The 25,169-nt window shown below is 70.0% G+C and carries 23 protein-coding genes; 11 read left to right on the top strand and 12 right to left on the bottom strand.

All coding sequences use genetic code 11. From position 1 onward, the window contains the following. Positions 1-691: 691 nt before the first annotated feature. From ACVCAG_RS25395 to ACVCAG_RS25385, 3 genes are all read left to right on the top strand, one after another. Positions 692-1,024: a histone-like nucleoid-structuring protein Lsr2 gene (locus ACVCAG_RS25395; protein WP_012895497.1), complete on the top strand. Its 333-nt coding sequence runs from the start codon at positions 692-694 to the stop codon at positions 1,022-1,024. A 279-nt stretch (positions 1,025-1,303) separates the two neighbouring features. Continuing rightward, positions 1,304-3,811, top strand: coding sequence for an ATP-dependent Clp protease ATP-binding subunit (locus ACVCAG_RS25390; RefSeq protein WP_344744009.1), 2,508 nt, complete (start codon positions 1,304-1,306; stop codon positions 3,809-3,811). A gap of 354 nt (positions 3,812-4,165) precedes the next feature. Continuing rightward, positions 4,166-5,116 carry a TIM barrel protein gene (locus ACVCAG_RS25385; protein ID WP_362695265.1) on the top strand — a complete coding sequence of 317 codons (951 nt, stop codon included), beginning with the start codon at positions 4,166-4,168 and terminating at the stop codon, positions 5,114-5,116. Positions 5,117-5,166: 50 nt separating this feature from the next. On the opposite strand, the gene ACVCAG_RS25380 is transcribed toward ACVCAG_RS25385, so the two are convergent. Beyond that, entirely contained in the window at positions 5,167-6,042 is an 876-nt protein-coding gene (locus tag ACVCAG_RS25380; protein ID WP_440086730.1) for an A/G-specific adenine glycosylase, read from the bottom strand. Between the two features lie 143 nt (positions 6,043-6,185). Between ACVCAG_RS25380 and ACVCAG_RS25375 the strand changes: the two genes are divergently transcribed. After that, positions 6,186-6,857, top strand: coding sequence for a hypothetical protein (locus tag ACVCAG_RS25375; protein ID WP_440086729.1), 672 nt, complete (start codon positions 6,186-6,188; stop codon positions 6,855-6,857). 51 nt (positions 6,858-6,908) lie between these two features. On the opposite strand, the gene disA is transcribed toward ACVCAG_RS25375, so the two are convergent. From disA to ACVCAG_RS25350, 5 genes are all read right to left on the bottom strand, one after another. Continuing rightward, on the bottom strand, positions 6,909-7,994 hold the full coding sequence (gene disA, locus ACVCAG_RS25370) for a DNA integrity scanning diadenylate cyclase DisA (protein ID WP_389917837.1): 1,086 nt from the start codon (positions 7,992-7,994) through the stop codon (positions 6,909-6,911). Positions 7,995-8,235: 241 nt separating this feature from the next. Then, positions 8,236-9,639: a DNA repair protein RadA gene (radA, locus tag ACVCAG_RS25365; protein ID WP_440086727.1), complete on the bottom strand. Its 1,404-nt coding sequence runs from the start codon at positions 9,637-9,639 to the stop codon at positions 8,236-8,238. 92 nt (positions 9,640-9,731) lie between these two features. Beyond that, on the bottom strand, positions 9,732-10,046 hold the full coding sequence (gene trxA, locus ACVCAG_RS25360; RefSeq protein WP_440086726.1) for a thioredoxin: 315 nt from the start codon (positions 10,044-10,046) through the stop codon (positions 9,732-9,734). Next, positions 10,043-10,423, bottom strand: coding sequence for a MerR family transcriptional regulator (locus ACVCAG_RS25355; protein ID WP_440086725.1), 381 nt, complete (start codon positions 10,421-10,423; stop codon positions 10,043-10,045). The genes trxA and ACVCAG_RS25355 overlap by 4 nt, the downstream gene beginning before the upstream one ends. 127 nt (positions 10,424-10,550) lie before the next feature. After that, positions 10,551-11,249 (bottom strand): methyltransferase domain-containing protein, encoded by a 699-nt coding sequence (locus tag ACVCAG_RS25350; RefSeq protein ID WP_440086724.1) that lies wholly within the window; start codon positions 11,247-11,249, stop codon positions 10,551-10,553. A gap of 162 nt (positions 11,250-11,411) precedes the next feature. Between ACVCAG_RS25350 and ACVCAG_RS25345 the strand changes: the two genes are divergently transcribed. The 6 genes from ACVCAG_RS25345 to ACVCAG_RS25320 all read left to right on the top strand — a co-directional run bounded on the left by ACVCAG_RS25345 (position 11,412) and on the right by ACVCAG_RS25320 (position 17,616). Beyond that, a complete protein-coding gene (locus ACVCAG_RS25345) occupies positions 11,412-12,221 on the top strand; it encodes a TIM barrel protein (RefSeq protein ID WP_440086723.1) in 810 nt (269 codons plus the stop codon). Beyond that, positions 12,218-12,886, top strand: coding sequence for a TetR/AcrR family transcriptional regulator (locus ACVCAG_RS25340; protein ID WP_440086721.1), 669 nt, complete (start codon positions 12,218-12,220; stop codon positions 12,884-12,886). The genes ACVCAG_RS25345 and ACVCAG_RS25340 overlap by 4 nt, the downstream gene beginning before the upstream one ends. Positions 12,887-13,129: 243 nt before the next feature. Beyond that, positions 13,130-15,280 (top strand): heterodisulfide reductase-related iron-sulfur binding cluster, encoded by a 2,151-nt coding sequence (locus ACVCAG_RS25335; protein ID WP_440086720.1) that lies wholly within the window; start codon positions 13,130-13,132, stop codon positions 15,278-15,280. 168 nt (positions 15,281-15,448) lie between these two features. Further along, on the top strand, positions 15,449-16,243 hold the full coding sequence (locus ACVCAG_RS25330; protein ID WP_440086831.1) for a hypothetical protein: 795 nt from the start codon (positions 15,449-15,451) through the stop codon (positions 16,241-16,243). Next, positions 16,240-17,316 carry a glycosyltransferase gene (locus ACVCAG_RS25325; RefSeq protein ID WP_440086719.1) on the top strand — a complete coding sequence of 359 codons (1,077 nt, stop codon included), beginning with the start codon at positions 16,240-16,242 and terminating at the stop codon, positions 17,314-17,316. The genes ACVCAG_RS25330 and ACVCAG_RS25325 overlap by 4 nt, the downstream gene beginning before the upstream one ends. An 18-nt stretch (positions 17,317-17,334) precedes the next feature. After that, positions 17,335-17,616 (top strand): metal-sensitive transcriptional regulator, encoded by a 282-nt coding sequence (locus ACVCAG_RS25320; RefSeq protein WP_440086718.1) that lies wholly within the window; start codon positions 17,335-17,337, stop codon positions 17,614-17,616. 947 nt (positions 17,617-18,563) lie between these two features. On the opposite strand, the gene ACVCAG_RS25315 is transcribed toward ACVCAG_RS25320, so the two are convergent. Together ACVCAG_RS25315 and ACVCAG_RS25310 are read right to left on the bottom strand one after the other, a co-directional pair. Further along, complete coding sequence (locus ACVCAG_RS25315) at positions 18,564-19,904, bottom strand: hypothetical protein (protein ID WP_440086716.1); 1,341 nt, start codon at positions 19,902-19,904, stop codon at positions 18,564-18,566. Positions 19,905-20,169: 265 nt separating this feature from the next. Then, on the bottom strand, positions 20,170-20,712 hold the full coding sequence (locus ACVCAG_RS25310) for a gamma carbonic anhydrase family protein (RefSeq protein WP_440071334.1): 543 nt from the start codon (positions 20,710-20,712) through the stop codon (positions 20,170-20,172). 140 nt (positions 20,713-20,852) lie between these two features. On the opposite strand from ACVCAG_RS25310, the gene ACVCAG_RS25305 reads away from it, so the two are divergent. After that, positions 20,853-22,166 carry a hypothetical protein gene (locus ACVCAG_RS25305; RefSeq protein ID WP_440086715.1) on the top strand — a complete coding sequence of 438 codons (1,314 nt, stop codon included), beginning with the start codon at positions 20,853-20,855 and terminating at the stop codon, positions 22,164-22,166. 187 nt (positions 22,167-22,353) lie between these two features. Here ACVCAG_RS25305 and ACVCAG_RS25300 read toward each other — a convergent pair whose 3' ends face one another. From ACVCAG_RS25300 to ACVCAG_RS25285, 4 genes are all read right to left on the bottom strand, one after another. Next, entirely contained in the window at positions 22,354-22,584 is a 231-nt protein-coding gene (locus ACVCAG_RS25300) for a hypothetical protein (RefSeq protein WP_440086714.1), read from the bottom strand. Positions 22,585-22,710: 126 nt separating this feature from the next. After that, positions 22,711-23,463 carry a UTRA domain-containing protein gene (locus ACVCAG_RS25295; RefSeq protein WP_440086713.1) on the bottom strand — a complete coding sequence of 251 codons (753 nt, stop codon included), beginning with the start codon at positions 23,461-23,463 and terminating at the stop codon, positions 22,711-22,713. A gap of 150 nt (positions 23,464-23,613) precedes the next feature. Next, on the bottom strand, positions 23,614-24,156 hold the full coding sequence (locus tag ACVCAG_RS25290; RefSeq protein ID WP_447190385.1) for a VanZ family protein: 543 nt from the start codon (positions 24,154-24,156) through the stop codon (positions 23,614-23,616). Between the two features lie 227 nt (positions 24,157-24,383). Then, entirely contained in the window at positions 24,384-25,097 is a 714-nt protein-coding gene (locus ACVCAG_RS25285) for a dienelactone hydrolase family protein (protein ID WP_447190384.1), read from the bottom strand. Positions 25,098-25,169 lie beyond the last annotated feature (72 nt).

Raw genomic sequence — 25,169 nt, 5'->3', positions numbered from 1 at the left:
TTCCGCCGACGGCGGGCATTCCCGTGATGAACCCGCTCGCGGCGATCTCCGGCTCCATGACAAGGTGCCGTTCGTCCCGGCGGGCCGGCCCTCTCAGCAGGGGTTTCGGCGCGAGGAGGTCGACGGTGCGACGGCCGGGAACCCTGCGGGCATTGGTATTACGGAGACGGTGATGATCACCCGATCGCTCTGTCGATTTTTCCTCACGGCTTTACGACCGCAACCGGTAAGGCGGCTGGAGAGAAGCATTAGGCTGGAGAGAGACGGACATGGTCGCCCCTGCTGACACGTGTCGCCGGCCGGTGGCGCTATGGTCATCTGTGGGCGGTTCCAGACCGATCGGGCGTGCCTGCACGGCCCGGGAGTCGTCGCCACATTTCCATGGTCCCCAGAAAGCCACCACGGTGCGGAGCGAGGACGAATGTACGACGTATTGTCCGCGTTGATACCCCCGGCGATCGTCGGCGGGGCCTTCATCTTCGGAGTCGTCAAGCTACTTCGGAGTGAAGCCGCCGGCCGGCGTCCGGCAAAACGACCCGGCCCGGAGTCGCAGAAGAGCTGATCCACGGGAGGCTCGACTGCGAGTCCCGGTGGCCTGTGAGAATCGCCGGGCTCCTGGAATTGCCGCTCTTCGATCGCGGGTATATGTTTAGCTTGCGAATGAAACAATACCCGCGAAAGGATTGTGTAGATGGCCAAGCAGATCCAGGAGATTCTCATCGACGACCTCGATGGGGGCGAGGCCAATGAGACTGTCGCCTTCGCGATTGACGGCACCAGCTATGAGATTGACCTGAGTGACGTTAACGCGAAGAAGCTCCGTGACTCCCTGTCGCCTTTCGTGCAGAGCGCCCGCCGGTCCGGCGCCCTGGCTCCCCGTCGCCGCCGTGCAGGCGGAGCGCGGGCGCTCACGCGAGAGAAGAGCGCCGACATCCGGGCGTGGGCGAAGTCTCACGGCCTCAATGTCAGCGAGCGCGGTCGAATCGCCTCCAAGATCGTCGAGCAGTACGAAGCGGCTCACTAGATCGGTTCAGCGGATCGAGTGAATCATGCGGTTATGGCGGTCACGGTGGGGTCCGGTGGCGGCCATGACCGCATGATGCGTTTCGCCGACAGACAAACGTCGTTCGCTTGCGGCGTAGCGGGAACATCCCACCCCTCGTAAGTAGTTGGATGGAGGGTGAACGCCCTGCTCTCGGGGAACGTCTTCTGCATAGAGCGGTCGCCGGGTCGGGGCTACCATGCGGGATGACAGGGCTCGGATATCCCGGACCTGCCTGACCGCTCTGTGAGGAGCGACGAGATGTTCGAGAGGTTCACCGACCGCGCACGGCGGGTTGTCGTCCTGGCCCAAGAAGAGGCCCGGATGCTCAACCACAACTACATCGGTACGGAGCACATTCTTCTTGGCTTGATCCATGAAGGTGAAGGCGTTGCCGCCAAGGCTCTGGAGAGCCTCGGCATCAGTCTTGAAGGTGTGCGTCAGCAGGTCGAGGAGATCATCGGCCAGGGTCAGTCTGCGCCGTCGGGGCACATTCCGTTCACCCCGCGTGCCAAGAAGGTCCTTGAGCTGTCGCTCCGCGAAGCCCTGCAACTAGGACACAACTACATCGGCACCGAGCACATCCTGCTCGGCCTCATCCGTGAGGGCGAGGGCGTCGCCGCCCAGGTGCTGGTGAAGCTGGGAGCCGACCTCAACCGGGTCCGGCAACAGGTCATCCAGTTGCTCCACGGCTACCAGGGCAAGGAGCCGGCCGCCGCGGGCGGTCCGACCGAGGCCGCACCGTCGACCTCCCTTGTGCTGGACCAGTTCGGTCGCAACCTGACCCAGGCCGCTCGCGAGGGCAAGCTCGACCCGGTCATCGGCCGGGAGAAGGAAATCGAGCGGGTCATGCAGGTCCTGTCCCGCCGGACCAAGAACAACCCGGTCCTGGTGGGCGAGCCCGGCGTCGGCAAGACCGCCGTCGTGGAGGGCCTGTCCCAGAAGATCGTCAAGGGCGAGGTGCCGGAGACGCTCAAGGACAAGCAGCTCTACACCCTCGACCTGGGTGCCCTGGTGGCGGGTTCCCGCTACCGCGGTGACTTCGAGGAGCGGCTGAAGAAGGTCCTCAAGGAGATCCGCACCCGAGGCGACATCATCCTGTTCATCGACGAGCTCCACACGCTCGTCGGCGCGGGTGCCGCCGAGGGCGCGATCGACGCCGCCAGCATCCTGAAGCCGATGCTGGCCCGAGGCGAGCTGCAGACCATCGGAGCCACCACCCTCGACGAGTACCGCAAGCACCTGGAGAAGGACGCGGCGCTCGAGCGGCGCTTCCAGCCGATCCAGGTGGCCGAGCCCAGCCTCAGCCACACGATCGAGATCCTCAAGGGCCTGCGCGACCGTTACGAGGCGCACCACCGTGTCTCCATCACGGACGGCGCCCTGGTGGCCGCGGCCCAGCTGGCCGACCGCTACATCAGCGACCGGTTCCTGCCCGACAAGGCGATCGACCTCATCGACGAGGCCGGCTCGCGCATGCGCATCCGCCGCATGACCGCGCCGCCGGACCTCCGCGAGTACGACGAGAAGATCGCCAACGTGCGGCGCGACAAGGAGTCCGCGATAGACGCGCAGGACTTCGAGAAGGCCGCCGCGCTGCGTGACCAGGAGAAGCAGCTCCAGCTCAAGCGCGAGCGCCGCGAGAAGGAGTGGAAGGCCGGCGACATGGACGTCGTCGCCGAGGTCACCGAGGAGCTCATCGCGGAGGTCCTGGCGACCGCCACCGGCATCCCGGTCTTCAAGCTCACCGAGGAGGAGTCCCAGCGACTGCTCCGCATGGAGGACGAGCTGCACAAGCGGATCATCGGTCAGGACGACGCCATCAAGGGTCTGTCCCGCTCGATCCGCCGTACGCGCGCCGGTCTGAAGGACCCGCGCCGTCCGGGTGGCTCGTTCATCTTCGCCGGCCCGTCCGGTGTCGGTAAGACCGAGCTGTCCAAGGCGCTGGCCGAGTTCCTGTTCGGGGACGAGGACGCGCTGATCATGCTGGACATGTCGGAGTTCATGGAGAAGCACACCGTCTCCCGCCTGTTCGGCTCGCCTCCCGGCTACGTCGGGTACGAGGAGGGCGGGCAGCTGACGGAGAAGGTGCGGCGCAAGCCGTTCTCGGTCGTCCTGTTCGACGAGATCGAGAAGGCCCACCCCGACATCTTCAACTCGCTGCTGCAGATCCTGGAAGACGGTCGCCTGACCGACGCCCAGGGCCGGGTGGTCGACTTCAAGAACACCGTCATCATCATGACGACGAACCTCGGCACCCGCGACATCTCCAAGGGTCAGGGCGTCGGCTTCGCGAAGAACAACGACGCCGAGTCCAACTACGACCGGATGAAGTCCAAGGTCCAGGAGGAGCTCAAGCAGCACTTCCGGCCGGAGTTCCTCAACCGTGTCGACGACATCGTGGTCTTCCACCAGCTCACGCCGAAGGAGATCATCCGCATCGTCGACCTGATGCTGGCCCAGGTGGGCCTGCGTCTGAAGGACCGCGACATGGGGATGGAGCTCACGCAGGAGGCCAAGCAGCTGCTGGCCGACCGTGGCTACGACCCGGTGATGGGCGCCCGCCCGCTCCGCCGTACGATCCAGCGCGAGCTGGAGGACACCCTGTCCGAGAAGATCCTGTACGGCGAGCTCCGTCCCGGCCAGATCGTGAAGATCGGCATCGAGGGCGAGGGCGAGAACGCGAAGTTCACCTTCATCGGTGAGAACGCGCCGGTCGACCAGGTTCCCGACTCGGCCGCCGCCATCGCGGAGCCGATCCAGAACTAGGACCGGCCGGGCACGGCCTGATCAAGCAGGGAGCAGACCCCGCAGTGAGGAGACTCACTGCGGGGTCTGCTTATTTGTTACCAAAGACGGTATCTCGCCACGACAGGTAGTACTACACTCTGTAGAGCGAGTTCGGTCGATCCCACCCAGATGATCTCAACGTTGTACGGACTGCGTTGAGAGCGGTATCGAGGTCAGCCCAGCGACGTACCGAGGAATCAGCTCCGGGAGTGACGCGGAGGTCGGTGCCCGCGCGGGATGCTTCGGACGACCGGGTCGAGCTCCCGGCAGGCGTCGACGACCGGCGCGGGGCCGCCGGGACGCTTACACGGAAAGCACGCCTTGGAGGCACGCATGCGTTTACGGCACGAGGACGGGACGCTCGTTCACCTGGCCTACAACGCGGGTGTGCACCCCGCCGAGGATCTGGAGAACCTCATCGCGCACCTGACGCGGTACGCGGTGCCGGTGCGCAAGCGCCTCGGGGTGGAGCGCATGGGGGTCGGCCTCTGGCTCTCCCCGAGCGTCGCCGACCATCTCACCGCCGACAGGATCGAGCTGGTGCGCCTGCGCCGCTCCCTCGAGGAGCGCGGCCTGGAGGTCGTCAGCCTCAACGGCACCGGCGGCAGGAACCAGGAGGTCCCCGGTCCTGACTGGGCCAAGCCCGAGCGCTACCGCTACACGATGGCCCTGGCCAAGATCCTGGCCTTCCTGCTCCCGCAGGACGTCCGTTTCGGGAGCATCTCCACCATCCCCATCGGCTGGCGCCGCGACTGGCCGGCCGACCTGCACTCGATCGCCTCGCGACGGCTGGAGCGCCTCGCCCGCGAGCTGCGCGGGCTGCACAGCGTCACCGGCAAGACGATCAGGGTCGGCTTCGAGCCGTGGCCCGGATGCGTGCTGGAGACCACCAAGCAGGCCCTCGACCGGGTGGGCGGCATCGACTCCGAGCATCTCGGGATCTGCCTGGACGCCTGTTACCTCGCGGGCGGCTCTGAGGAGCCCGGAGCGGCCCTGCGGGGCCTGGCCGACACCGGAGCCCCGGTGGTGAAGCTCGGCCACGTGCACAACCACATGGCCGCCGCCTGTCAGGAGCTGCCCAGCACCCGTCCGGTGCTGGAGGACACCCTCACCGCGATGCTCTCCGGCGCGGTGAACGGCACCGCGCACATCGAGGTGGAGACCCACGATCTGGCCGTCCCCCTGAGGACCAGGGGCCCCGGCGCCCTGGTCAACATGATCGCCGAGGAGCTCGACTGGGCTCGCACCAGCCTCACCGCCCTCGGCCTGCGCCTCGCCGCCTGACCTCCCACGCTCGCCGGGCCGGGCCCGGTCGGGAGAGGGGCCGCGCCGCTTCAGCCCGGGAGGCGGTAGGCGCCGTCGTCGAGGACCTCTGCCAGGCCGTCCGCCACCAGGCCGTCGAGGGCGCGCTCGCGCTGCGGGGCGTCGTCCCAGACCACGTCGAGAGCCTCCTTGGGTACGGCGCCGTGGGCCTGGCGCAGCACCGCGAGGAGGCGGCCGCGGCACTGGCGGTCCGTGCCCGCGTACGTCTGGCCCTTGCGCGCCGGACCGTCGTAGGCCGGTTTGCCCGCCAGACGCCAGGCGCACAGGTCGCTGATCGGGCAGTCGGCGCAGCGGGCGGCGCGGGCGGTGCAGACCAGGGCGCCCAGCTCCATGACGGCGACCGCCCAGACGGGGGCGCGGTCGGCGTCGGGGAGCAGCGAGGCGGCGAGCCGGCGCTCGGCGGGCGTGGTGGCCTTCGGCGGATACTCCTGGCCGCTGACGGCCCGCGCCAGGACTCGCCGCACGTTGGTGTCGAGAACCGCGTGACGGCCCTGGAAGGCGAAGCTGGCGACCGCGGCGGCGGTGTACTCGCCGACGCCGGGAAGCGCCAGCAGCGCGTCGTGGTCGGTGGGGACCTCGCCGCCGTGCCGGTCGGTGATCGCGCGGGCGCACGCGTGCAGGTTCAGTGCCCGGCGGGGGTAGCCGAGGCGGCCCCAGTGGCGTACGGCCTCGCCGGGCGACTCGCGGGCGAGCGAGGCGGGCGTCGGCCAGCGTTCCATCCACTCGGTCCAGACGGGCAGCACCCTGACCACCGGCGTCTGCTGCAGCATGATCTCGCTGACCAGGATCGACCAGGGGGAGGCGCCGGGCGTCCGCCAGGGAAGGTCGCGGGCGTTGCCGGCGTACCAGCCGAGGATGGGTTCGAGTAAGCGGTTCGACTCGGGCACCTTTCGACGATAGTGCGGCCTCGGGCACCCTTGGCCCGTCTTCACCTGCCTTCACCCGTCCCCGCCCCGTGTCCGGCGGCCGAAACAGGCCGGAAGCGGCGGGTCGCCTGCTGCGGCCCACGAGGACTAACCATACTGAGCGTATGGATCCTGACACGTTCCGTAGCGACATCGGAGTTGACATCTACTGGCGGCGCCGGATGGCCGCGCTCGTCGGTGTGCTCGTGGTGGTCGCCGTCGTGGCGTGGGCCTGCTCGTCGACGAGCGGGCCGGACGACGTCAGGGAGAGGAACCCGGCCGCCCGGCAGGAGACACCTGACCCGCTGCTGGCCGTCCTGCCGACCGTGACGGTCATCCCCACGCCGTCCGCGAGCCCGACGCCCTCGCCGGGGGCGGCCAAGGCGTCCGCCGGGCCCGGGCGGCCCGGCGAGGCCTGCGCCTCCCCGCAGCTCGTGCTGAGCATGGAGGGCCAGGGGACGGTCTATCCGGCGGGCATCCGGCCCCGGTTCGTCCTCACCCTCGTCAACGTCGGCAAGGTGATGTGCACCGCCGACGTCGGGCCGCGCGCCATGGAGGTGCGCATCACCTCCGGCGACGACCGCGTGTGGTCGTCCTCCGACTGCGTCAGCGGCGAGGCCACCAGGGTCCGCGAGCTCGAACGTGGCATCCCGTACGTCAAGGAGCTGGTGTGGGACCGCCGCCGCTCCGGTGACGACTGCGCCGCCGACCGCGCCGCCGCCCTGCCCGGCACCTACGTCGCGGTGGTCCACGCCCCGGGCCTGAGGAGCCGCAAGGCCGTCTTCCACCTCCGCTAGCGGCCCGAGGGTCCCCGCGGCCGCCCGATGGTCCCCGCCGGAGCGGGGACCTCAGACGTAGCGTTCCAGGATGGACGACTCCGCCAGCCGGGACAGGCCCTCGCGGATGTGGCGGGCCCTGGCCTCACCCACCCCGCCCACCTCCTGGAGCTCGCCGATGCTGGCCGCCAGGAGCTTCTGCAGGCTGGCGAACTGGTCGACGAGGCGGTCGACCACCGTGTTCGGCAGGCGCGGGACCTTGGCCAGCAGGCGGTAACCCCGGGGACTCACCGGGGTCTCCAGGGCGTCGTTGCCCGAATGGCCGAGGATCTGGGCGACGACCGAGAGATCGAGCAGCTCGGCGGAGGAGAGCTGGTCGAGCTCGTGCAGCGCCTCGGCGAACTTGCGCGGCCGGCGGCCCGCCACGGGCAGGTAGTCGCGCACGATCAGCTCGCGGTCGCTCTCCGTGCCGGCCACGAGCTCGTCCAGCTGCAGGGAGAGCAGCCGGCCGTCAGTGCCGAGCTCGACCACGTAACCGGCGATCTCCTCGGAGATGCGCCTGACCATCTCCAGCCGCTGGGCGACCACCGCGATGTCACGGACCGTCACCAGATCCTCGATCTCCAGCGCCGAGAGCGTGCCGGAGACCTCGTCCAGGCGGAGCTTGTAGCGCTCCAGCGTGGCCAGGGCCTGGTTGGACTTGGACAGGATGACCGCCGACTCCTCCACCACGTAGCGGATGCCGTCGAGGTAGAGGGCGATGATCCGCATGGACTTGCTGAGGGAGATGACCGGCAGCGACGTCTGCAGGGCCACGCGCTGGGCGGTGCGGTGCCGGGTGCCGGACTCGTCGGTGGGGATGGACGGGTCGGGCATCAGGTGCACGGCCGCCCGCACGATCCGCAGGTCGCCGGAGTTGAGGACGATGGCGCCGTCCATCTTGGCCAGCTCCCGCAGCCGCGTCGCGGAGAACTCGACGTCCAGCTCGAAGCCGCCGCTGCATATCTCCTCGACCGTGCCGTCGTATCCCAGCACGATCAGGCCACCCGTGTGCCCGCGGAGAATGCGCTCCAGCCCGTCGCGCAGAGCGGTGCCCGGTGCGACCGCGGCCAGGACGGCTCTGCGGCGTTCGTCGAGCCCTTTGTAGGTTGCTGCCACATGACCCCCGTGGTCTGCGTATAACAGTCAGCTTACCGGCGAAGGCTCCGCGCGGCCCGGAATCGGTGGATGCCACGCGCCGTGCGGCTCCCGTGACGCGCCGCGCCGCCACGGGGTCGCCGGCCGTGGCTCCCGTGGCCCGCGCGGTGCCCGTGAGGCGTACCGCGCGGGCCGGCGGCCCATGTGCCGTACGGCGCCTGTGACGGTCGCGGGAGCGGGGCGCGGCTCAGGTGACGGGTGCTCAGGTGACGTGGGTGAGGGCATCCCAGACGTTCTCCGCCTCGACGACGTCGAATCCGGGCGCGAAGGGCGCGCCGCGCCCGGCCATGGGGACCAGGGAGTGGTCGCCGTTGCGCTTCTTGCCCGTGTCGAGGGAGCCCGCGGGGACCAGCGCCCGGGTGAAGCCCAGCCGGGCGGCCTCCGACAGGCGGCGCCGCACGTCGCGCACCGGGCGCAGCTCTCCGGCCAGGCCCACCTCGCCGAGCACCACCAGGCCGGAGGGCAGTGCCTTGTCGCCGGCCGCGCTGGCGACCGCCAGCATCACCGACAGGTCGACCGCGGGATCGCTGAGCTTGATCCCCCCGACGGTGGCGGTGAAGACGTCGCACCCGCCCAGCTTGGCGTTGAGCCGCCGCTCCAGCACGGCCAGGACCATCGTCACCCGGTAGGTGTCGAGCCCCGAGGAGGAGCGGCGCGGCTGCTGTGCCTCGGTCCTGGCGACCAGCGCCTGGACCTCGGCCGGCAGCGGCCGGGTGCCCTCCAGGGTGACCGTGACGCAGGTGCCGGGCACCGGGTCGGTGCGGTGGGAGACGAACAGGCCGCTGGCGTCGGCGATGCCCTCGATGCCGCTCTCGTGAAGATCGAAGCAGCCGACCTCGTCGACCGGGCCGTACCGGTTCTTGATCGCGCGGACCAGGCGGAGCCGGGAGTGCCGGTCGCCCTCGAAGTGGAGCACGACGTCGACCAGGTGCTCCAGGGTCCGGGGGCCGGCGATCGAGCCCTCCTTGGTGACGTGGCCGACCAGCACGGTGGCCATGCCGCGCTCCTTGGCCAGCCGCACCAGGTTTCCCGCGACCTCCCTGACCTGGGTCACCCCGCCCGGCACGCCGGTCGCCTGGGTGGAGCCGATCGTCTGCACCGAGTCGACGATGAGCAGGTCGGGCTGGACCTTCTCGACGTGCGAGACCAGCGCGCCCAGGTCGGTCTCGGCGGCCAGGTAGAGGCGGTCCTGGATCGCGCCGATCCGGTCGGCCCTGATCCGCACCTGGGCGGCCGACTCCTCGCCCGTGATGTAGAGGACCGTCTGCTGCCGGGCGATCTTGGCCGCCGCCTCCAGCAGGAGGGTCGACTTGCCGATGCCGGGCTCGCCGGCGAGCAGCACCACGGCCCCGGGGACCAGGCCGCCGCCGAGGACCCGGTCGAGCTCGGGCACCCCGGTGCCGCGCGCGTGCGCCACCTCGGCCTTGACCTGGCCGATCGGCACCGCCGGAGCCGACACCGCCCCTGCGGAGGCCACGCGCGCCCCCGCGGCCGCCGTCTCCTCCTCGACCGTGCCCCAGGCCTGGCACTCGCCGCAGCGCCCCACCCACTTGGCCGTCTGCCACCCGCACTCGGCACAGCGGTAGCCACCAGCCTTCTTCGCCATGGCCGCACGTTACCGGCAGGGCCCGACAACTTTCACCCGGTACGGCATGCCGTACCGGGTGAAAGTCGCAGGGAGGGACGGCACGCGCTCGGTCAGATGTGGCCTTCGAGGTCGGCCAGGAGCAGGCGCTTGGGCTTGGCGCCCTTGATCTGCTGCACGACCTCGCCGCCCTTGTAGAGGTTGAGCGTCGGCAGGCCGAGGACGCCGTACCTCGCCGTGATCTCGGGGTAGTCGTCGGCGTTGAGCTTGGCGATCGTGACGCGGTCGCCGTACTCGGCCTCGATCTCCGCCAGGACCGGCGCGATCATCTTGCACGGCCCGCACCACTCGGCCCAGAAGTCGACCAGGACGGGCTTGTCGCTCCGCAGCACCTGCTCGTCGAAGTTCTCCGCGGTCAATGTGATCATGGTTTTCCCACTTTCCTCAGTACGCATCCTGGGCAGGCCGTGGTCAGCTGCGCCGCCACCTCCGCCCTCCGGGTGAGGAGCGCGCGGATCTCGTCGTCGATCTCCGCCAGCTTGCGCTGGTAGACGGCCACGGACTCCGGGCACGACCCCCCTGACTCGTGACCGGCCCGCAGGCAGTCCACGAACGGGCGGGCGTCGTCCAGGGTGAATCCGACGGCGAGCAGCGAACGGATCTCGGAGACGAGTCTGAGATCCGTCTCCCCGTACTCCCGGTAGCCGTTGGCCGAGCGCCGGGCAGTGATCAGCCCCTGTTGCTCGTAGTAGCGCAGCGCCCGGGTGCTGACACCCGCCCGCCGCGCCAGCTCACCGATCCGCATCCGGCCCTCCCCATGACACGACGATAAACCTTGACATCAACGTCAAGGTCAAGTGCCCGTCCCGTTGTTCCCGGCCGGCCCGCGGAGGTCCCCGCCCGTACGACCGTGTCGCCGGGGCCGTGGAGGTTCAGAACAGCTTCCAGCGCAGCAGGTTGGGGTAGGCGATCTCCAGGCCGGGCGTCTCGGCGATGGCCCGGTCGGCGACCGCGGGGGTGAACTCGATGCGGAGCACCGCCTCCAGATCGGCGCGGCGCTCGAAGGACATGCGCAGGTCGAGCTTGTTCGTCTGCCAGCCCTGGCGGTTCCAGAAGTTCTCGACGGACCTGGCCGAGTACGCGGGGATGGACTGGCCGAACCAGCGGCCGAAGGCGCCGCGGGTGGTGTCGATGTCGATCACGAAGGCCGCGCCGCCGCGCCGCATCACCCGGGAGAGCTCGGCCAGGCCGGGCTCGCACCCGGGGCCGAAGAAGTACGCCCAGCGGGCGATGGCCACGTCCACGGAGGCGTCGGGCAGCGGGAGGGCCTGGGCGGTGGCGGCGTGGATCTCGACGTTCCGCAGGGTACGGCAGCGGCGCCTGGCCAGCTGGACGAGGTCCTCGTGCGGTTCCGCGCCGATCACGCGGGCGGCGGTGGCGGCGAGGGCGGGCAGGTGGTAACCGGTGCCGCAGCCGATGTCGAGGACCGTCGCGCCGGTCCACGACCGGATGGCCGACATCGCGGCCTCGGCGCGCCCTTCGGGGTCCACCGCCCGGTTCTCCAGCTCGTAGGTTTGGGGGGTGTTCCAGATGTTGGGGCTGGGGATGGCGCCCCTCAAGAACCTCGGCATGCCTTCACCGTAATGGTGTGATCTCGGCCGCGTCGGTGGTGGCGGACAGCACTGCTCTCCGGACCCGCTTAGGCTGGCAAAGGTGAGCGACTTGAGCGAGGGGGCCGGTCGGCCCGGCGGTGTTCGCGAGTGTGCGCTCCGAGCCGGAGACGAGGAAGCGGTATGAGCGTCCGTGTATCCAGCGCGAAGATCGCGCTGTCCACAGCGTCGGTGTATCCCGAACGCACTCCCGACGCCTTCGAGCTGGCCGCGCGCCTGGGGTACGACGGTGTGGAGATCATGGTGGGCGCCGACCCCGTGAGCCAGGACGTCGACGTCCTGGAGCGGTTGTCGGACCACTACCAGCTGCCGATCCTGGCCATCCACGCGCCGTGCCTGCTGGTGACGCAGCGCGTGTGGGGCAAGGACCCGTGGGCCAAGCTCCAGCGCGCGCAGCGCGCCGCCGAGCGGGTCGGCGCCAGGACGGTCGTGGTGCACCCCCCGTTCCGCTGGCAGCGCGACTACGCGCGCGACTTCGAGATCGGCCTGGCCAGGATGCGTGAGGAGACCGACGTGGTCTTCGCGGTGGAGAACATGTTCCCGCTGAAGGCCAGGGGCAACGAGGTCGTCCCCTACGCGCCCGACTGGAACCCGGTCGACTACGACTTCCCGCAGGTCACGCTGGACCTGTCGCACACGGCGGTGTCCGGCTCCGACGCCCTGGAGATGTTCACCAAGCTCGGTGACCGGCTCGCCCACCTGCACCTGGCCGACGGCCTGGGGGTGCCGAACAAGGACGAGCACCTGGTTCCCGGGCGGGGCGGCCAGCCGTGCGCGCCGATCCTGGAGCGGATGGCGGGCAACGGATACTCCGGGCTGGTCGTGCTGGAGATCAACACGCGTAAGGCGACCAGCCGCTCCGAGCGGATCGACGACCTCGCGGAGGCGCTGGCCTTCGCACGGCTGCACCTCACGGCCTCCACCCCCGCATGAGCGAGCCCGCCGCGAGCACTCCGCCCGGGAACGGGAACGGGTCCGGAACCGGGAACGGGTCCGGGAGCGGATCCGCCGCGGAGGCCAGGAGGCGTCCCGGGCGCAGGCCGGGGTCGGCCGACACGCGGGGGCAGATCCTCGCGGCGGCGCGCGAGACCTTCGCGGAGAAGGGGTTCGACAAGGCGACCATCCGGGGCATCGCCCGGCAGGCGGGGGTGGACCCGGCGCTGGTCCACCACTACTTCTCCGGCAAGGAGGGGATGTTCGTCGAGGCGATGGATCTGCCGATCACCCCCGACGTCGTCCTCTCGGCGGTCATGGCGGGGCCCCGCGAGCAGGCCGGTGAGCGGCTGGTCCGGCTCATCCTGACGATCATCGCGGACGCCGGGGCGCGCCAGCCGGTACTGGCGCTGGTCCGCACCGCGATGACCAACGAGCAGATGGTCGTCACGATCCGCGAGTTCCTCGGCCAGGCGCTCCTCGGCCGGGTGGGGGAGGCTCTGGGCGTCCCGCCGATCCGGATGGAGGCGGCGTTCGCGCAGATGTTCGGCGTGGTCCTGGTGCGCTACGTCCTCAAGCTGGAGCCGCTGGCCTCGGTGGACATCGAGGACCTGGTGAAACTGCTCACACCCACGATCCAGGGCTACCTCGGCCCGCCCGAATAGCCCTTCCCGCTCGTCCGTGTGACCTTCCCGTCACGTCCCGCGGCTCTCCCCGGTCACTTCGATGCCGTCCGGAGGCGTACAGAGCATTGTTCTGGGAACGGTGTTGACCATAGGGTGACCACGGTCGCCGCGGGTCCCGGTACGAAGCGAAGTTACTCGTCGGTAGGATTTGTGGAGACCCCTTGTCATCGTGGATGACCGGCGGTCGTACGCTGGCAGCCAACGCCGTCTGTGGGAGGACCCGTGCTCTGGGTAGCGATCATCGGGCTGGTCATGACAGCCGTCGCGGTCGCGCTTGCCGCGCGCCGCGTGTTGTTCCTGTACAAGCTCGCCACCGTCGGGCCCGCCGCGCCCGAGCGCGTCGCGTACGCCAGGACTCACCTGGGTGAGGAGATCAAGGCCCAGCTGGTCGAGGTCTTCGGGCAGCGGAAGCTGCTGAAGTGGACGGCGTCGGGCGTCGCGCACTTCTTCGTCATGTGGGCGTTCTTCATCCTGGTGACCGTCTATCTGGAGGCGTACGGCGCGTTGATCCAGGGGGCCGTCACCGGCACCCCCGACTTCCACATCCCGCTCGTCGGGACGTGGGCGATCCTGGGCTTCCTGCAGGACTTCATCGCGGTCGCGGCCCTGCTCGGCCTTCTCGCCTTCGCGATCATCAGGATCAAGAACTCGCCGAAGAAGCTGGGCCGCAGGTCCCGCTTCTCCGGGTCGCACCTCGGCGGTGCCTGGCTCGTCCTCTTCATGATCTTCAACGTGATCTGGACGATGTTCCTCTTCCGCGGCGCCGCCGCCAACACCGGCAACCTGCCGTACGCCTCGGGGGCGTTCGCCTCCGACGCGGCGGCCGCCCTGCTGCGCCCGCTGGGGGCCTCGGCCAACGAGACGCTCGAACACGTCGGTCTGCTCCTGCACATCGGCGTCATGCTGGTGTTCCTCGTGATCGTGGTGAACTCCAAGCACCTGCACATCTTCACCGCGCCGCTGAACGTGGCGTTCTCCAGGCGTCCCGACGGCAACGGCCCGGCCCAGCCGATGCGGATCGACGGCAAGGTCGTCGACTTCGAGGACGAGGAGCTCGACGGCGACAGGCTCGGCCGGGGCAAGATCGAGGACACCACCTGGAAGGGCTTCCTCGACTTCTACACCTGCACCGAGTGCGGACGCTGCCAGGACCAGTGCCCGGCCTGGAACACCGACAAGCCGCTGTCGCCGAAGATGCTGATCCTGGAGCAGCGCGACCACGCGTTCAAGGTCGCGCCGTACCTGATGGCGACCCAGGAGGAGCGCGCGGGCCTCCACGAGGACGTGCTGGCCCTGCTGGAGAAGCCGCTGGTCGGCGAGGACGGCGTCATCCACCCCGACGTGCTGTGGTCCTGCACCAACTGCGGCGCCTGCGTCGAGCAGTGCCCGGTCGACATCGAGCACATCGACCACATCCTCGACATGCGCCGCTACCAGGCGATGGTGGAGTCCAACTTCCCGTCCGAGGCCGGCGTCATGGTCAAGAACCTGGAGAACAAGGGCAACCCGTGGGGGATGCCCGAGACGAAGCGGGCCGACTGGATCGAGGAGCTGGCCGGTCGCGAGGTCGACCCCATCGAGATCACGCTCGTGGACGAGAAGATGCCCGACGACACCGAGTACCTCTTCTGGGTCGGCTGCGCCGGGGCCCTGGAGGACCGGGCGAAGAAGACCACCAAGGCGGTCGCGGAGCTGCTGCACGTCGCGGGCGTCACGTTCGCGGTGCTCGGCCCGATGGAGGCGTGCACCGGTGACCCGGCCCGCCGCCTGGGCATGGAGTATCTCTTCGACATGCTGGCCAAGCAGAACATCGAGACCCTGAACGAGGCCGGGGTCAAGAAGATCGTCGCGACCTGCCCGCACTGCTTCAACACCCTCGCCAACGAGTATCCCCAGCTCGGCGGCACCTACGAGGTGGTGCACCACACCCAGCTGCTGGCCAAGCTCGTGGACGAGGGCAGGCTGGTCCCGGTCACGCCGATCGAGGAGAAGATCACCTACCACGACCCGTGCTTCCTCGGACGCCACAACAAGGTTTACTCCCAGCCCCGAGACATCATGGCCAAGGTGCCCGGGGTGAAGACCCAGGAGATGCACCGCCACAAGGACCGCGGCTTCTGCTGCGGCGCGGGCGGCGCGCGGATGTGGATGGAGGAGCGGCTCGGCAAGCGCATCAACACCGAGCGCGTGGACGAGGCGCTGACCACCGAGCCGGACACCATCTCCACGGCCTGCCCGTTCTGCCTGGTCATGCTCGGTGACTCGATCAACGAGAAGAAGAACTCGGGTGAGGCCAAGGAGACGCTTGAGGTCGTCGACGTCTCCCAGCTGCTGATCAAGTCGATCAAGGGCCGGCCCGTCGAGGCGTCCTGACATCCGGTCGGTGACCGGTCAGAGGGGACATCTTCCCGATGTTCCCTCTGACATGCGGTCAAGTCATCGGGAAAAGGATGTCAGGTCCGAAAACCTTTCTCCACATAACGGGAAAATCACGGTAACCTCAACGTCGCGTAGCTCATTCAACGGGGAGGGGGCTTGACGATGCCCGTCGTCGTCAGCGATGCCGAGGTTACCCTGGCCGATGTTCTCTCACTTCGGCTGGCCGTCGACGAACCTCTGGCCGACGGCACCGAACTGGTCCTGCGTAACCGGGCCACCTCGGTCGAGAGCCGGGTGCCGCTGGGCACGCCGGGCGTACGGATGCGCGAGGCGGAGCTGGCGGTCTCGCTCGCGCCCCTCGAACTCGGTCCCGGCCGCTGGGACACCTACCTGCAACAGGGTGCGGCGCGCACGCGGCTGCGCAGTGTCGATCCCGGATTCTCCCTCGACCACCTCGACGCGTACGCGCTGAGCCGCAGAACGCTGGCCTACCGCGCCTACCGGACCCGCAACGGCTTCCTCGCCCTGAAGGTCGACGACGCCCAGCCGGCGGCGGAGGTCCGTTCCGTCTGGTTCAGGGAGGGGCGCTTCGAGGTCACCGGGCTGCTGGCCTTCACCGGCCTCGACGACGACGAGGCGCGGCACGAGGCGAAGCTCGCCCTGCGCCGCAGCCGGCCCGACGCGGAGCTGACCTCCGTTGCAACGGTCCAGGGGGTGCGTTTCCACGCCGCGCTCTCGCTGTGCGACGTACTCGCCGCCGCCCCCGACCAGACAGGCACCTGGGAACCCTCGCTGGAGGTACGCGGCGTGGCCACGCCGCTGCGGCTGGGTTCCCGGCTGGACGACGTCGACGGCAAGCGCCGCCGCCTGCACTATCCCGCCACGCAGATCGACGGCGTGCCGATCCGGCCCTGCTACACGGCGGACGACGAGCTCAGGATCGAGGTCGGCGGGTGAGGATCTGCCTTCTCACCCCCTCCGTCTACGGCATGCGCGGTGACGTCCGCTCGATCGTCAACCTCGCGGGGGAGCTGGCAGAACGTCACGAGGTCGAGATCATCAGCGTCCGCCGCCACCGGGAGAAACCGTTCTTCCCGGTGGCGTCCGGTGTGAGGCTCTCCTGGGTGGTCGACGCCCAGCCGGGGGTCAGATACCTGCTCCCGCGGGGCCAGATGCGCACCGAGGTCGCCCTCTGGCGGCGGCTGCGCGGGCTGCGGACCGACGTGCTCATCAGCACCCGGCCGGGGCTGAGCGTCCAGGTGGCCAGGCACGCGCCGCGCGACGTCACGCGGATCGCCCGCGAGTGGGGCCGGCCGCCGGTGCCCGGGCCGATCAGGAAGTTCTACCCGCGCCTGGACGCGGTCGCCGCCGCCACCGAGACGAGCCGGCAGGAGTGGGACCACCTGCTCGGCGGGAACGTCCCGGTCGGCGTGATCCCGGACGCGCTGCCCGCCGGGCCGTGGCCGCGCTCGCGGATGGACAACCGCATCGTCGCCGCGGGAGGGCGTCTGGTGCCGGTGAAGGCCCACGACCGGCTGATCCGCGCGTTCGCCGTCGTCGCGGGCAAGCGCCCCGACTGGCGGCTGCGCCTGTACGGCGGGGGCCCCGAGGAGAAGCGCCTGCGCGCCCTGGTCGGCGACCTCGATCTGCACAACCACGTCTACTTCATGGGGACGACCTCCGACCTGACCGGCGAGTTCGCCAAGGCGTCGATCGTGGCGACGACCTCCAGGACGGAGGTGCTCGGGATGACCGTGATCGAGGCGATGGCCAGCGGGGTGCCGGTGATCGCGTTCGACGGCCCCCGGGGACCGGGCGAGTTCGTGGCCGACGGGCGGAACGGGGTGCTGGTCGCCGAGGGGGAGGACGAGATCGAGGCGTACGCGTCCGCGCTGCTCGCGCTCATCGACGACGAGGGACGGCGCAGGGGGCTGGCCGCGGGCGCCCTGGAGGTCGCGGCGGACCACGACGCGTCCTCGGTGGCCGACCGCTGGGAGAAACTGATCGCGGCCACGTCCCGCCGTGCCTGACACCGGTACCGTTGGGACATGCATGGGTACAGCGGTGACAAGCAGGCTTATCTGACTCGGTTGCGGCGCGTCGAGGGACAGATCAGGGGTCTGCAGCGGATGGTCGAAGAGGATGCCTACTGCATCGACGTGCTGACCCAGGTCTCGGCCGCCACGCGGGCGCTCCAGGCGGTGGCGCTGGGCCTGCTGGAGGACCACATCGGGCACTGCGTCGCCGACGCCGTCAACGCCGGAGGGCCGGAGGCTCAGGAGAAGGTCAAGGAGGCGTCGGCCGCGATCGCCCGTCTCGTCCGTTCGTGACTAGTCACATGACTATCTTTTCCGACCACGTCCCGGACCCCGTTGGAGGGTCCGGGACCAGGTCTTGGAAACGGTTCTTCCCGAGGCTTCAGCAAACAGCCGAAGCGCTCAATCCGAGCGCGTTGTCGAGCTCCACCAAGGTGAGGGGCCGTTCGCTGATCGCGACGGCGGACAGCACCTCGGCATAGAGCGCGATCTCGTCCAACGCGACACGGTCGTGGACCCTAGAGTCCAGGTCGTCGTGCCCCACCGCGTCGTCCTTCCTTCCGCAGCCCACACCCACTTCGAGGTTACGGCGGGCGGACATCGGTGCCCATGGCCCATCGGGACCATTCCTCGCCCCGCCCGGCACATCCTCAAGGAGGATCATTTCCCGTTTAGGAGATCACAATTCAGCTAATTGTCTGATGCGTAGGGGGCTAGAAGGATATAGGGAGAGTAAGGATGAAATAACTGTATTTGTGGTTTAGGCATACCGGTGCGTGTCAGAAGTGACGGGGGTTGGAAGCAGTTGGTGGTGGAGCATGTATCAGTATGCGTGAGTGATCTTGAAAGAGTGGGTTAAGGCGCAGGGTGTCCACCCGATCACCGCTTACCGGTGGGATCGGGAAGGCGCCTGGCCCGTGCCCACCCGTAAGGTCGGACGGCTGATCCTGGCCGCAGACGTCGATCCCGTCGCCTCGCACGACGCAACCACCATGGGGTAGGCCTGCGTCTCTTCGGCGGAGGCGTCTTCATCGACCTGCCCGTCTCCACCGACCCCACCTCGGCGGTCGCGCTCGCGGCCGACGCCGCCCAGAGTCGCGGGGAGACGGTAAACGCCCGTGGAGGAGTGGTAAGACCCGGCACCTGTGCCGGGCGCGCACCGGCGAAACGGGAACCCCGGAAACGGGGAACGCTCCGGCGCAAGCCGGAAGCTGCCTGAGAGCGCGCTTACCAAAGCGCACTCACAAGCAACGGTAAGTCCCCGATACTCCGGGGACGGGATCGTCGCGCTCGTGCGTCAGCCGGTGCACGACCGCGGAGGCCGTCGGAAATCCCCGCTCCGGTATCTCGGTTCCCGTGAGGCGGCACCACGCAAGCCCGGTGGCGTAGGCGGCGCCGAGCAGGGCCGCCGCCGCGGCACGGTCCGGCGGGTGGAGCGCCGCGGGCAGCTCTCCGGAACGCGGCCAGCACCCCCGCAGCGGGTGCGAGGCGTCGGTGAGCACCACGTGGAGGATGTGCCGCAGCTCGGGATCCAGCCACGGGTAGACACCGTCGGCCGCCCTGGGCGCGACGTCCGACAGATCGGCGGCGAGCAGCGAGGCGGCCACCGCCCGGGGGTCGGCGCCCATCGGGGCGAGGAAGCCCAGCGCCTGGACCAGGTCGTAGACCGCGTGCTGGAAGTACTCGCCGGGCGAGGTGTCGGGCAGCGTCAGGTGGGGCGGGCAGCGCGAGAGCCACGCGTGCCGTACGGCCTCGTCCCCCTGGTGGGCCACGGCGGGATCCCGGCAGGCCCGGCGCAGCAACGGCTCGACCATGGACAGCAGGGCGTCGGCCCTCGGCCTGAACCTCGGGTCCTCACGCACCACGGTGGCGGTGTCGGCCATCAACGCGACCAGCCGCAGGCCCGCCTCCGGGTGCCCGGCCCTGACCCGCTCGCCGTACAGCGCGACCAGGTCGCCCAGCGAGGTGGGCGGCAGCCAGCGGACCCACTCGTCGCCGGGCAGCGGGCGGGCCAGGAACTCCCCGAACATCGACAGCAGCACCTCGTTGCCGTCGAAGGCGGGGGCGTAGGCGCACCACATGAGCGTGCCCCAGATCGCGGCGACGGGACTGGCCACCTCCCGGGCGAAGAGCTCGGCGAACGGCCCGGTGATCGGGAAGTCCTCCCTGCGCCTGCCGCGCTGGGCGACCAGCAGCTCGCGGACCCGCTCGGTGATCTCGTACGGCACGTCGGGGCCGACGAACCCCTGGACCGATCCCCGGTCGGCGACGAGGTCGGCGCCGGTCGGCACCAGGTGCGGCAAGATCATCGAGGTGGCGTGGACCACGTGCGCCGCGGCGCGGAAGTCCCGGTCGGCGGGGGGAGCGGTCAGGTACCAGCGGCCGTCGGCGGCATCCTGCCGGTACCACCGGGCGTGGGCGCCGAACAGCCAGCGCCCGCCGTCCGGGGTGGCCAGCGTGCGCTGCGCGATGGCCTGGGCGCGCGCGAGCGGCGGCAGCGCCACCCACCGGTGGTCGGCGACCATGGTCCGCACGTCGTTCTCGATGGCGTCGAACCCGTCCCACTGCCACATGCCGGTCATCGGCATTCCGGGGCGAGGGCCCCTGGCCTGCGCCACGGGCGGGATGCCCCTGCCTCCCTTCGGTCAAGGTCGTGCCAGGCCCCGAGATCCCCCGATGGGGCCTGGCACGATCGTAAGGCCCTCCCCGCCGCCGCGTCGGGGCCGTGCGGTCGCGGTCCGGGGCCGGAAGATCCCGGAACGCCCGGACACCTGGGCGTCCGGGGCTTCGGATCCTCAGGCGTCCGGGTGCCGAGGTCGTTCAGGTCGTTCAGTTCGTCCAGGCCGCTCAGGCCGGTGGGAGGACGGTCGCGGCCCGGTGGCGGGCCGCCTTGGCGATGTAGCCGGCCGGTGTACGGGCGAACGAGTCGCGGTCGTCGTCGGTGAGCTCACGGACGATCTTCCCGGGGACGCCCGCGACGAGCACCCCCGCCGGGATCCGCTTTCCCGGCCCCACCAGGGCGCCCGCCGCGATCAGCGATCCCGCGCCGATCCTGGCGCCGCCGAGCACGATCGCGCCGATGCCCACGAGCGCGCCGGTCTCCACGTGTGCCCCGTGCACCATGGCCTTGTGCCCGAGGCTCACCCGGGGCTCCAGCACGGCCGGCTCGCCCGGGTCGGCGTGCAGGCAGCACAGGTCCTGGATGTTGCACTCCTCCCCGACCTCGACGTCCTCGTCCTCGCCGCGCAGGACCGAGCCGTACCAGACGTTCGCGGCACGGCCCAGCCGTACCCTCCCGACGACCACCGCTCCGGGGGCGATGTAGGCGTCCGGATGGATCCGCGGGATCGCGTCGCCGTCGAGGGCGGCGATGTAGGGCGTGGCGTTCATGATGACGATGGTACGAGGGGGTGATCTGTCCGGTATTTCCGCAAGCAGGTCGGGCGTTCCGGTTGCGGACTTGGGCAGTAAGCAGGAAAGTCGTCTCCTGACGTCTCCTTTCCCGCCACACAACCTCCACGGGCAGTGCCATGACAAACCAGCACGACAGCTTTCCCGACCTGATGCACGAGGACTCGTTCGAGGTCGCCCTGCGCGGCTACAGCCGTCGTCAGGTTCACGAATACATGGACCGCCACCGCCACCAGATCCGCGACTTGGAGGAGCGGCTCGCGCGGGCGATCGACCAGGCCGAGCAGGGCCGGATCGAGCTGGCCGAGGCCCGCAGGAGGCTCTCCGACGCCCCGCAGGACTACGACGAACTCGGCCAGAGGCTCAGCCAGATCCTGAAACTCGGCGAGGAGGAGGCCACCTCCAAGAAGCAGGTCGCCGAGGCGGAGGCGATCAAGCTCCGTGACGACGCGGCCGCGGAGGCCGAGCGGCTGATCAACTCCGCGCGGGGCCGGGCCGAGGGCATTCTGAACGCCGCGCAGCAGGAGGCCGAGCGCCGGGTCGCCGAGGCCACCGCCGCCGCCGAGCAGATGCTCGCCCAGGCCGGTAACGACGCCGAGGAGACGCTCAACGCGGCCCGTACCGAGTCCGAGGAGACCCTGCGCGGCGCCCGAACCGAGGCTGACCGGATGGTCACCTCGGCGAGGAACGAGGCCGAGCGGACGGTCCAGGAGGCCCGCGCCGAGGCGGACGCCACCCTGAGCGCCGCCGGCGCCGAGGCGGAGGCGACCGTCCGCGCCGCCAACACCGACGCGCACTCCACCCTGTCGACGGCCCAGCAGCGCGCCGCCGCCCTGGACGAGACCACCGGTCGCCGGGTCGTCTATCTCACCGACACCCACCACGAGGTCATGCGCCGCCTGCACGAGATGAGCTCCGTCCTGGGAGACCTGCTCCACCGCGAGGCCGCGGCCGGAGCCCTGATCGACGAGGGCTCCGTGCTGCCCCCGGCTCGCGTCCAGCCCGCGCCGGCCGCCCCCGCCCTCGGTCCCGGTGCCGATTCCAGTCCCGCTCCCGCTCCCGGTTCCGGTCCCGCCGAGGCTCCGGACGGCTCCCAGGGCGCGCCCGGCGCGGCGGACACCGTCGCGCACGACGGCGCCAGGACGCCCTCGGGACAGACCGGACCCGCCCGGCACGCCGGATCCGAGGACGCGCCCGAGGGCGTGCGGGACGACGCCGGGTTCGACGACTCGCCCGATCTGGAGTCCGTACGGGTGATCGTGGACGACGAGGTCCCCGCCGGGGGCGCGGACGAGCGGCACGGCCGGGACGACGACCGTTTCGACGAGATGCATGTCGAGGTGGTCGGCGACGACGACGTCGCCGACGACGACGGGCCGGCGGCGGGGAAGGCCGGGAAGGACGAGGAGAAGTACGCCACCCCCAGGAAGTAGGGGATCCCGCCCCCGGAGACCGTGAAGCGGGTTCGTGCGGCAGGGGAGACGCTACGCGTCACGGGTGGCGGGAGTGGTCCGAAGATCAAGCGGAAGCCCCCGCCCCCGATAGGGTCGGGGGCTTCCGCGATTGGGGGCCCGGCGCCGGGACCGCATCGGATCCGCTCATCCCGGCACCGGGCGGTCTTCAGGTGTCCGCTCCCGGCTCCGTGCCGCGGGAACGTTCCCGCTGGTCGAGTAGCTGCTCGCGCAGCCCTTCCGGATCGTCCGCATCGATGGTCATCGCGCAGCCGACATCGCGCTGGGCGGAGGTCAGCGGGTGGTGGCGAGTGGCCCACCACCTGCCCGCGTCGCTCCGCCAGATCGTCCAGTCGGGGAACTCCCGGGCGATTTCAGCGAGATGCCGGTCGAAAGACATCTGTGCACCTTCCCCGCGCCCAGGCCCGTCTTTGCGACGTTCCACCTCTGACGGTGAGGCACTTCTCTAGAGAAATCAATGATCGCAGGGGACAGGTCAACCTATCGGTTGACGGATGGCCTTGATCTATGAGTCGAAGTCGTACTGAAGTACGTAAGATGCGGCGTCGAGGACCATCTCGTTGACCTCGACGGCGACGCCGTCGGCGGTGCGGGCGACCCGGGCGATCACGATGACCGGGGTGCCCGCGGGCAGGTCAAGCTGGACGGTCTCATGGGGATGGGGCATGCGGGCCCTGATCTCCTCGGTGAAGTGCACCGGGGCGTGGCCGAGCTCGCCGAGGCGCGCGTAGACGCCTCCCGGGCCCGTGTCCTCTCTCGTGATCGCGGTTCCCTCCACCAGGGCGGCGGGGAAATGGGAGACCGACAGCTGGACCGGCCGCTCGTCCACCGAGTAGCGCCGCCTGCGGACCCACACCTCGGGACTGCCCAGCACCCGGGCCACGGCGTCCTCGGCGGTCTCCCGGTCGATGTCCACCTCGTCCACGGTGTAGGGGCGCCCCCTGGTGTCGGAGTCCCAGATGGCCTCGCCGCGCCCCCAGTGGTCACGGGAGAGTCGCCGGGAGCCGTGCCGCCTGATGGGGCGGAACTGCCTGACGTACACCCCTGAGCCGCGTTTGGGGACGGCCAGTCCTTCGTTGATTAGTACGGACAGGGCCTGCCTGGCGGTGGCACGGGCTATGCCGTGCGTCGCCATCAGGGCGTTCTCGCCCGGAAGCCGATCCCCGTCTCGGAGATCACCGGACAGGATCGCTTCGCGAAGCCCGTCGGCGATGCGCCGATAGATCGGGGGCTCGGGAGGTACCGGGGACTGCTGCACGTTCGATCACCCTCTGTCACCAACCGGGTTTGGCGTCTCCAGAGAACTTGCCCCGCCTTGTCCACGATCGCACAGATACGGAGGTTGGTATCGTGCTTCTTTTGGGAGGATCGTGCCCGTGTGGCGATCTTAAAGAGTTTCTTCGGTCCGTTACCGTGGAACGGTCCCAGCCGGTATTCGGACGGCCCACCACCGGCGCGTGACGATCGCGGCCAGCACGGCCCCCGTCGCGTTGACGATCACGTCGTCGACGGAGCTCACCCGTCCCAGGCGCAGGGCGTACTGGAGGATCTCCACGGTGAGCGACGCCCCGGCCGCCACGGCCGCGATCCCGGCGAGTGACGCGAACCGCGCCGAACGCACCGGAAGCATGGCCCCGAGCGCGGCGAAGACCAGGAGATTCCCTCCGACCTGCACGAACGCCGCCTGTCCCGGTCCGTGGAGGGTCGCCCACAGGTCCGCGAACGGGACGAGACTGACGCCCGAGACCCCCACCCCGGGGGTGAGGATCATCCAGATCCAGGGTGCGGTCCCGGCCACCGCGACCACGTCGGCCAGGGCGGTGCGGGCGGGGAAGGGGTGACCGGCGCGGGCGCGGTGGAGGGTCAGCAGGCGGACGGCCACGACGACCGCGGGGACCGCGAGGAAGGCCGCCAGAACGATGTTCCCCCACTGCTGCCACGCCTGGTGCATGAGGCAATGATCAATGACGCGGCGCGCGGAGTCCCGCCGGACGGCCTTCGAGGTTACGAGAAGGTGACCTTCGAGCAAGGGTCGTTCGCACCCTCGGCAGCGGCGAGAAGGCGTCCGGAAGCGGGAGATCCGGGCGCGGGCGAGGCGGCGCATCCTCCCGGAAGGCCGGGCACTCAGGGCTGCGTCAGGGCAGTCTCAGAGCGGCATCGGAGCGGCCTGGGGCGGTCTCAGGGCAGAGAGGCCGGGGCGAGGTTGCGTCCGAGGAAGTGCACGGCCCGGTCCCAGGCGGCCCGCGCGGCCTCCGGGTCGTGGAACTGCGGGGCCTCGTGGTTGTGGAAGGCGTGCCCGGCTTCCTCGGCGACGTACACCTCGACGTTCGACCGTCCGGCCGCGGCCTTCTCCACCATGGAGACCCGCTCTCGAGGGATGTAGGGATCGGAACCGCCGAACACGAGCAGCAGCGGGCAGGTGATCTTCTCCAGCATGCCGGCCGCGTCGGGTACGGCGGATCCGTAGAACGACAGGACCGCGTCCACCTCGACCGTGGCCGCGAGCAGGTAGCCGATCGAGCCGCCCAGGCAGAATCCGACCACCCCGGCCCCGCCCTCCGCCTCGGGCAGCCCCCGCAGATGCGCCAGTGCCACTGCCGAGTCGGCCACCCCGTGGGGAACGTCGAACGTGGAGGCCATCTCGATCGACAGGGCCGTTCCGGCGTCGTCGTGGTCGGACACCCAGTTGGGCCGGATCCGCCAGAACAGGTCGGGGGCGCCGACGACGTACCCGAGCGCGGCCAGGTCCTCGGCCACCTTCCTGATGTACGGCCCCACCCCGTAGATCTCCTGGACCAGCAGGACGACCGGACCCCGGCCGGCCGGGGGCAACCACAGATGCAGGTCGAACGAGCCGTCGGCGACGGTGACCGTCTCGGTGCGAGCTTCCACGTGTTCCTCCTGCTGACGTATGGCGACCGGCTGATGTGCGGCGACGGACGGGTGGTGAGACGAGCGAGCAGT

This window comes from Streptosporangium sp. G12 (assembly GCF_052983175.1).
Note: the sequence above shows the minus strand (reverse complement) of the source record. Positions and strands in the feature narration are given on the sequence as shown.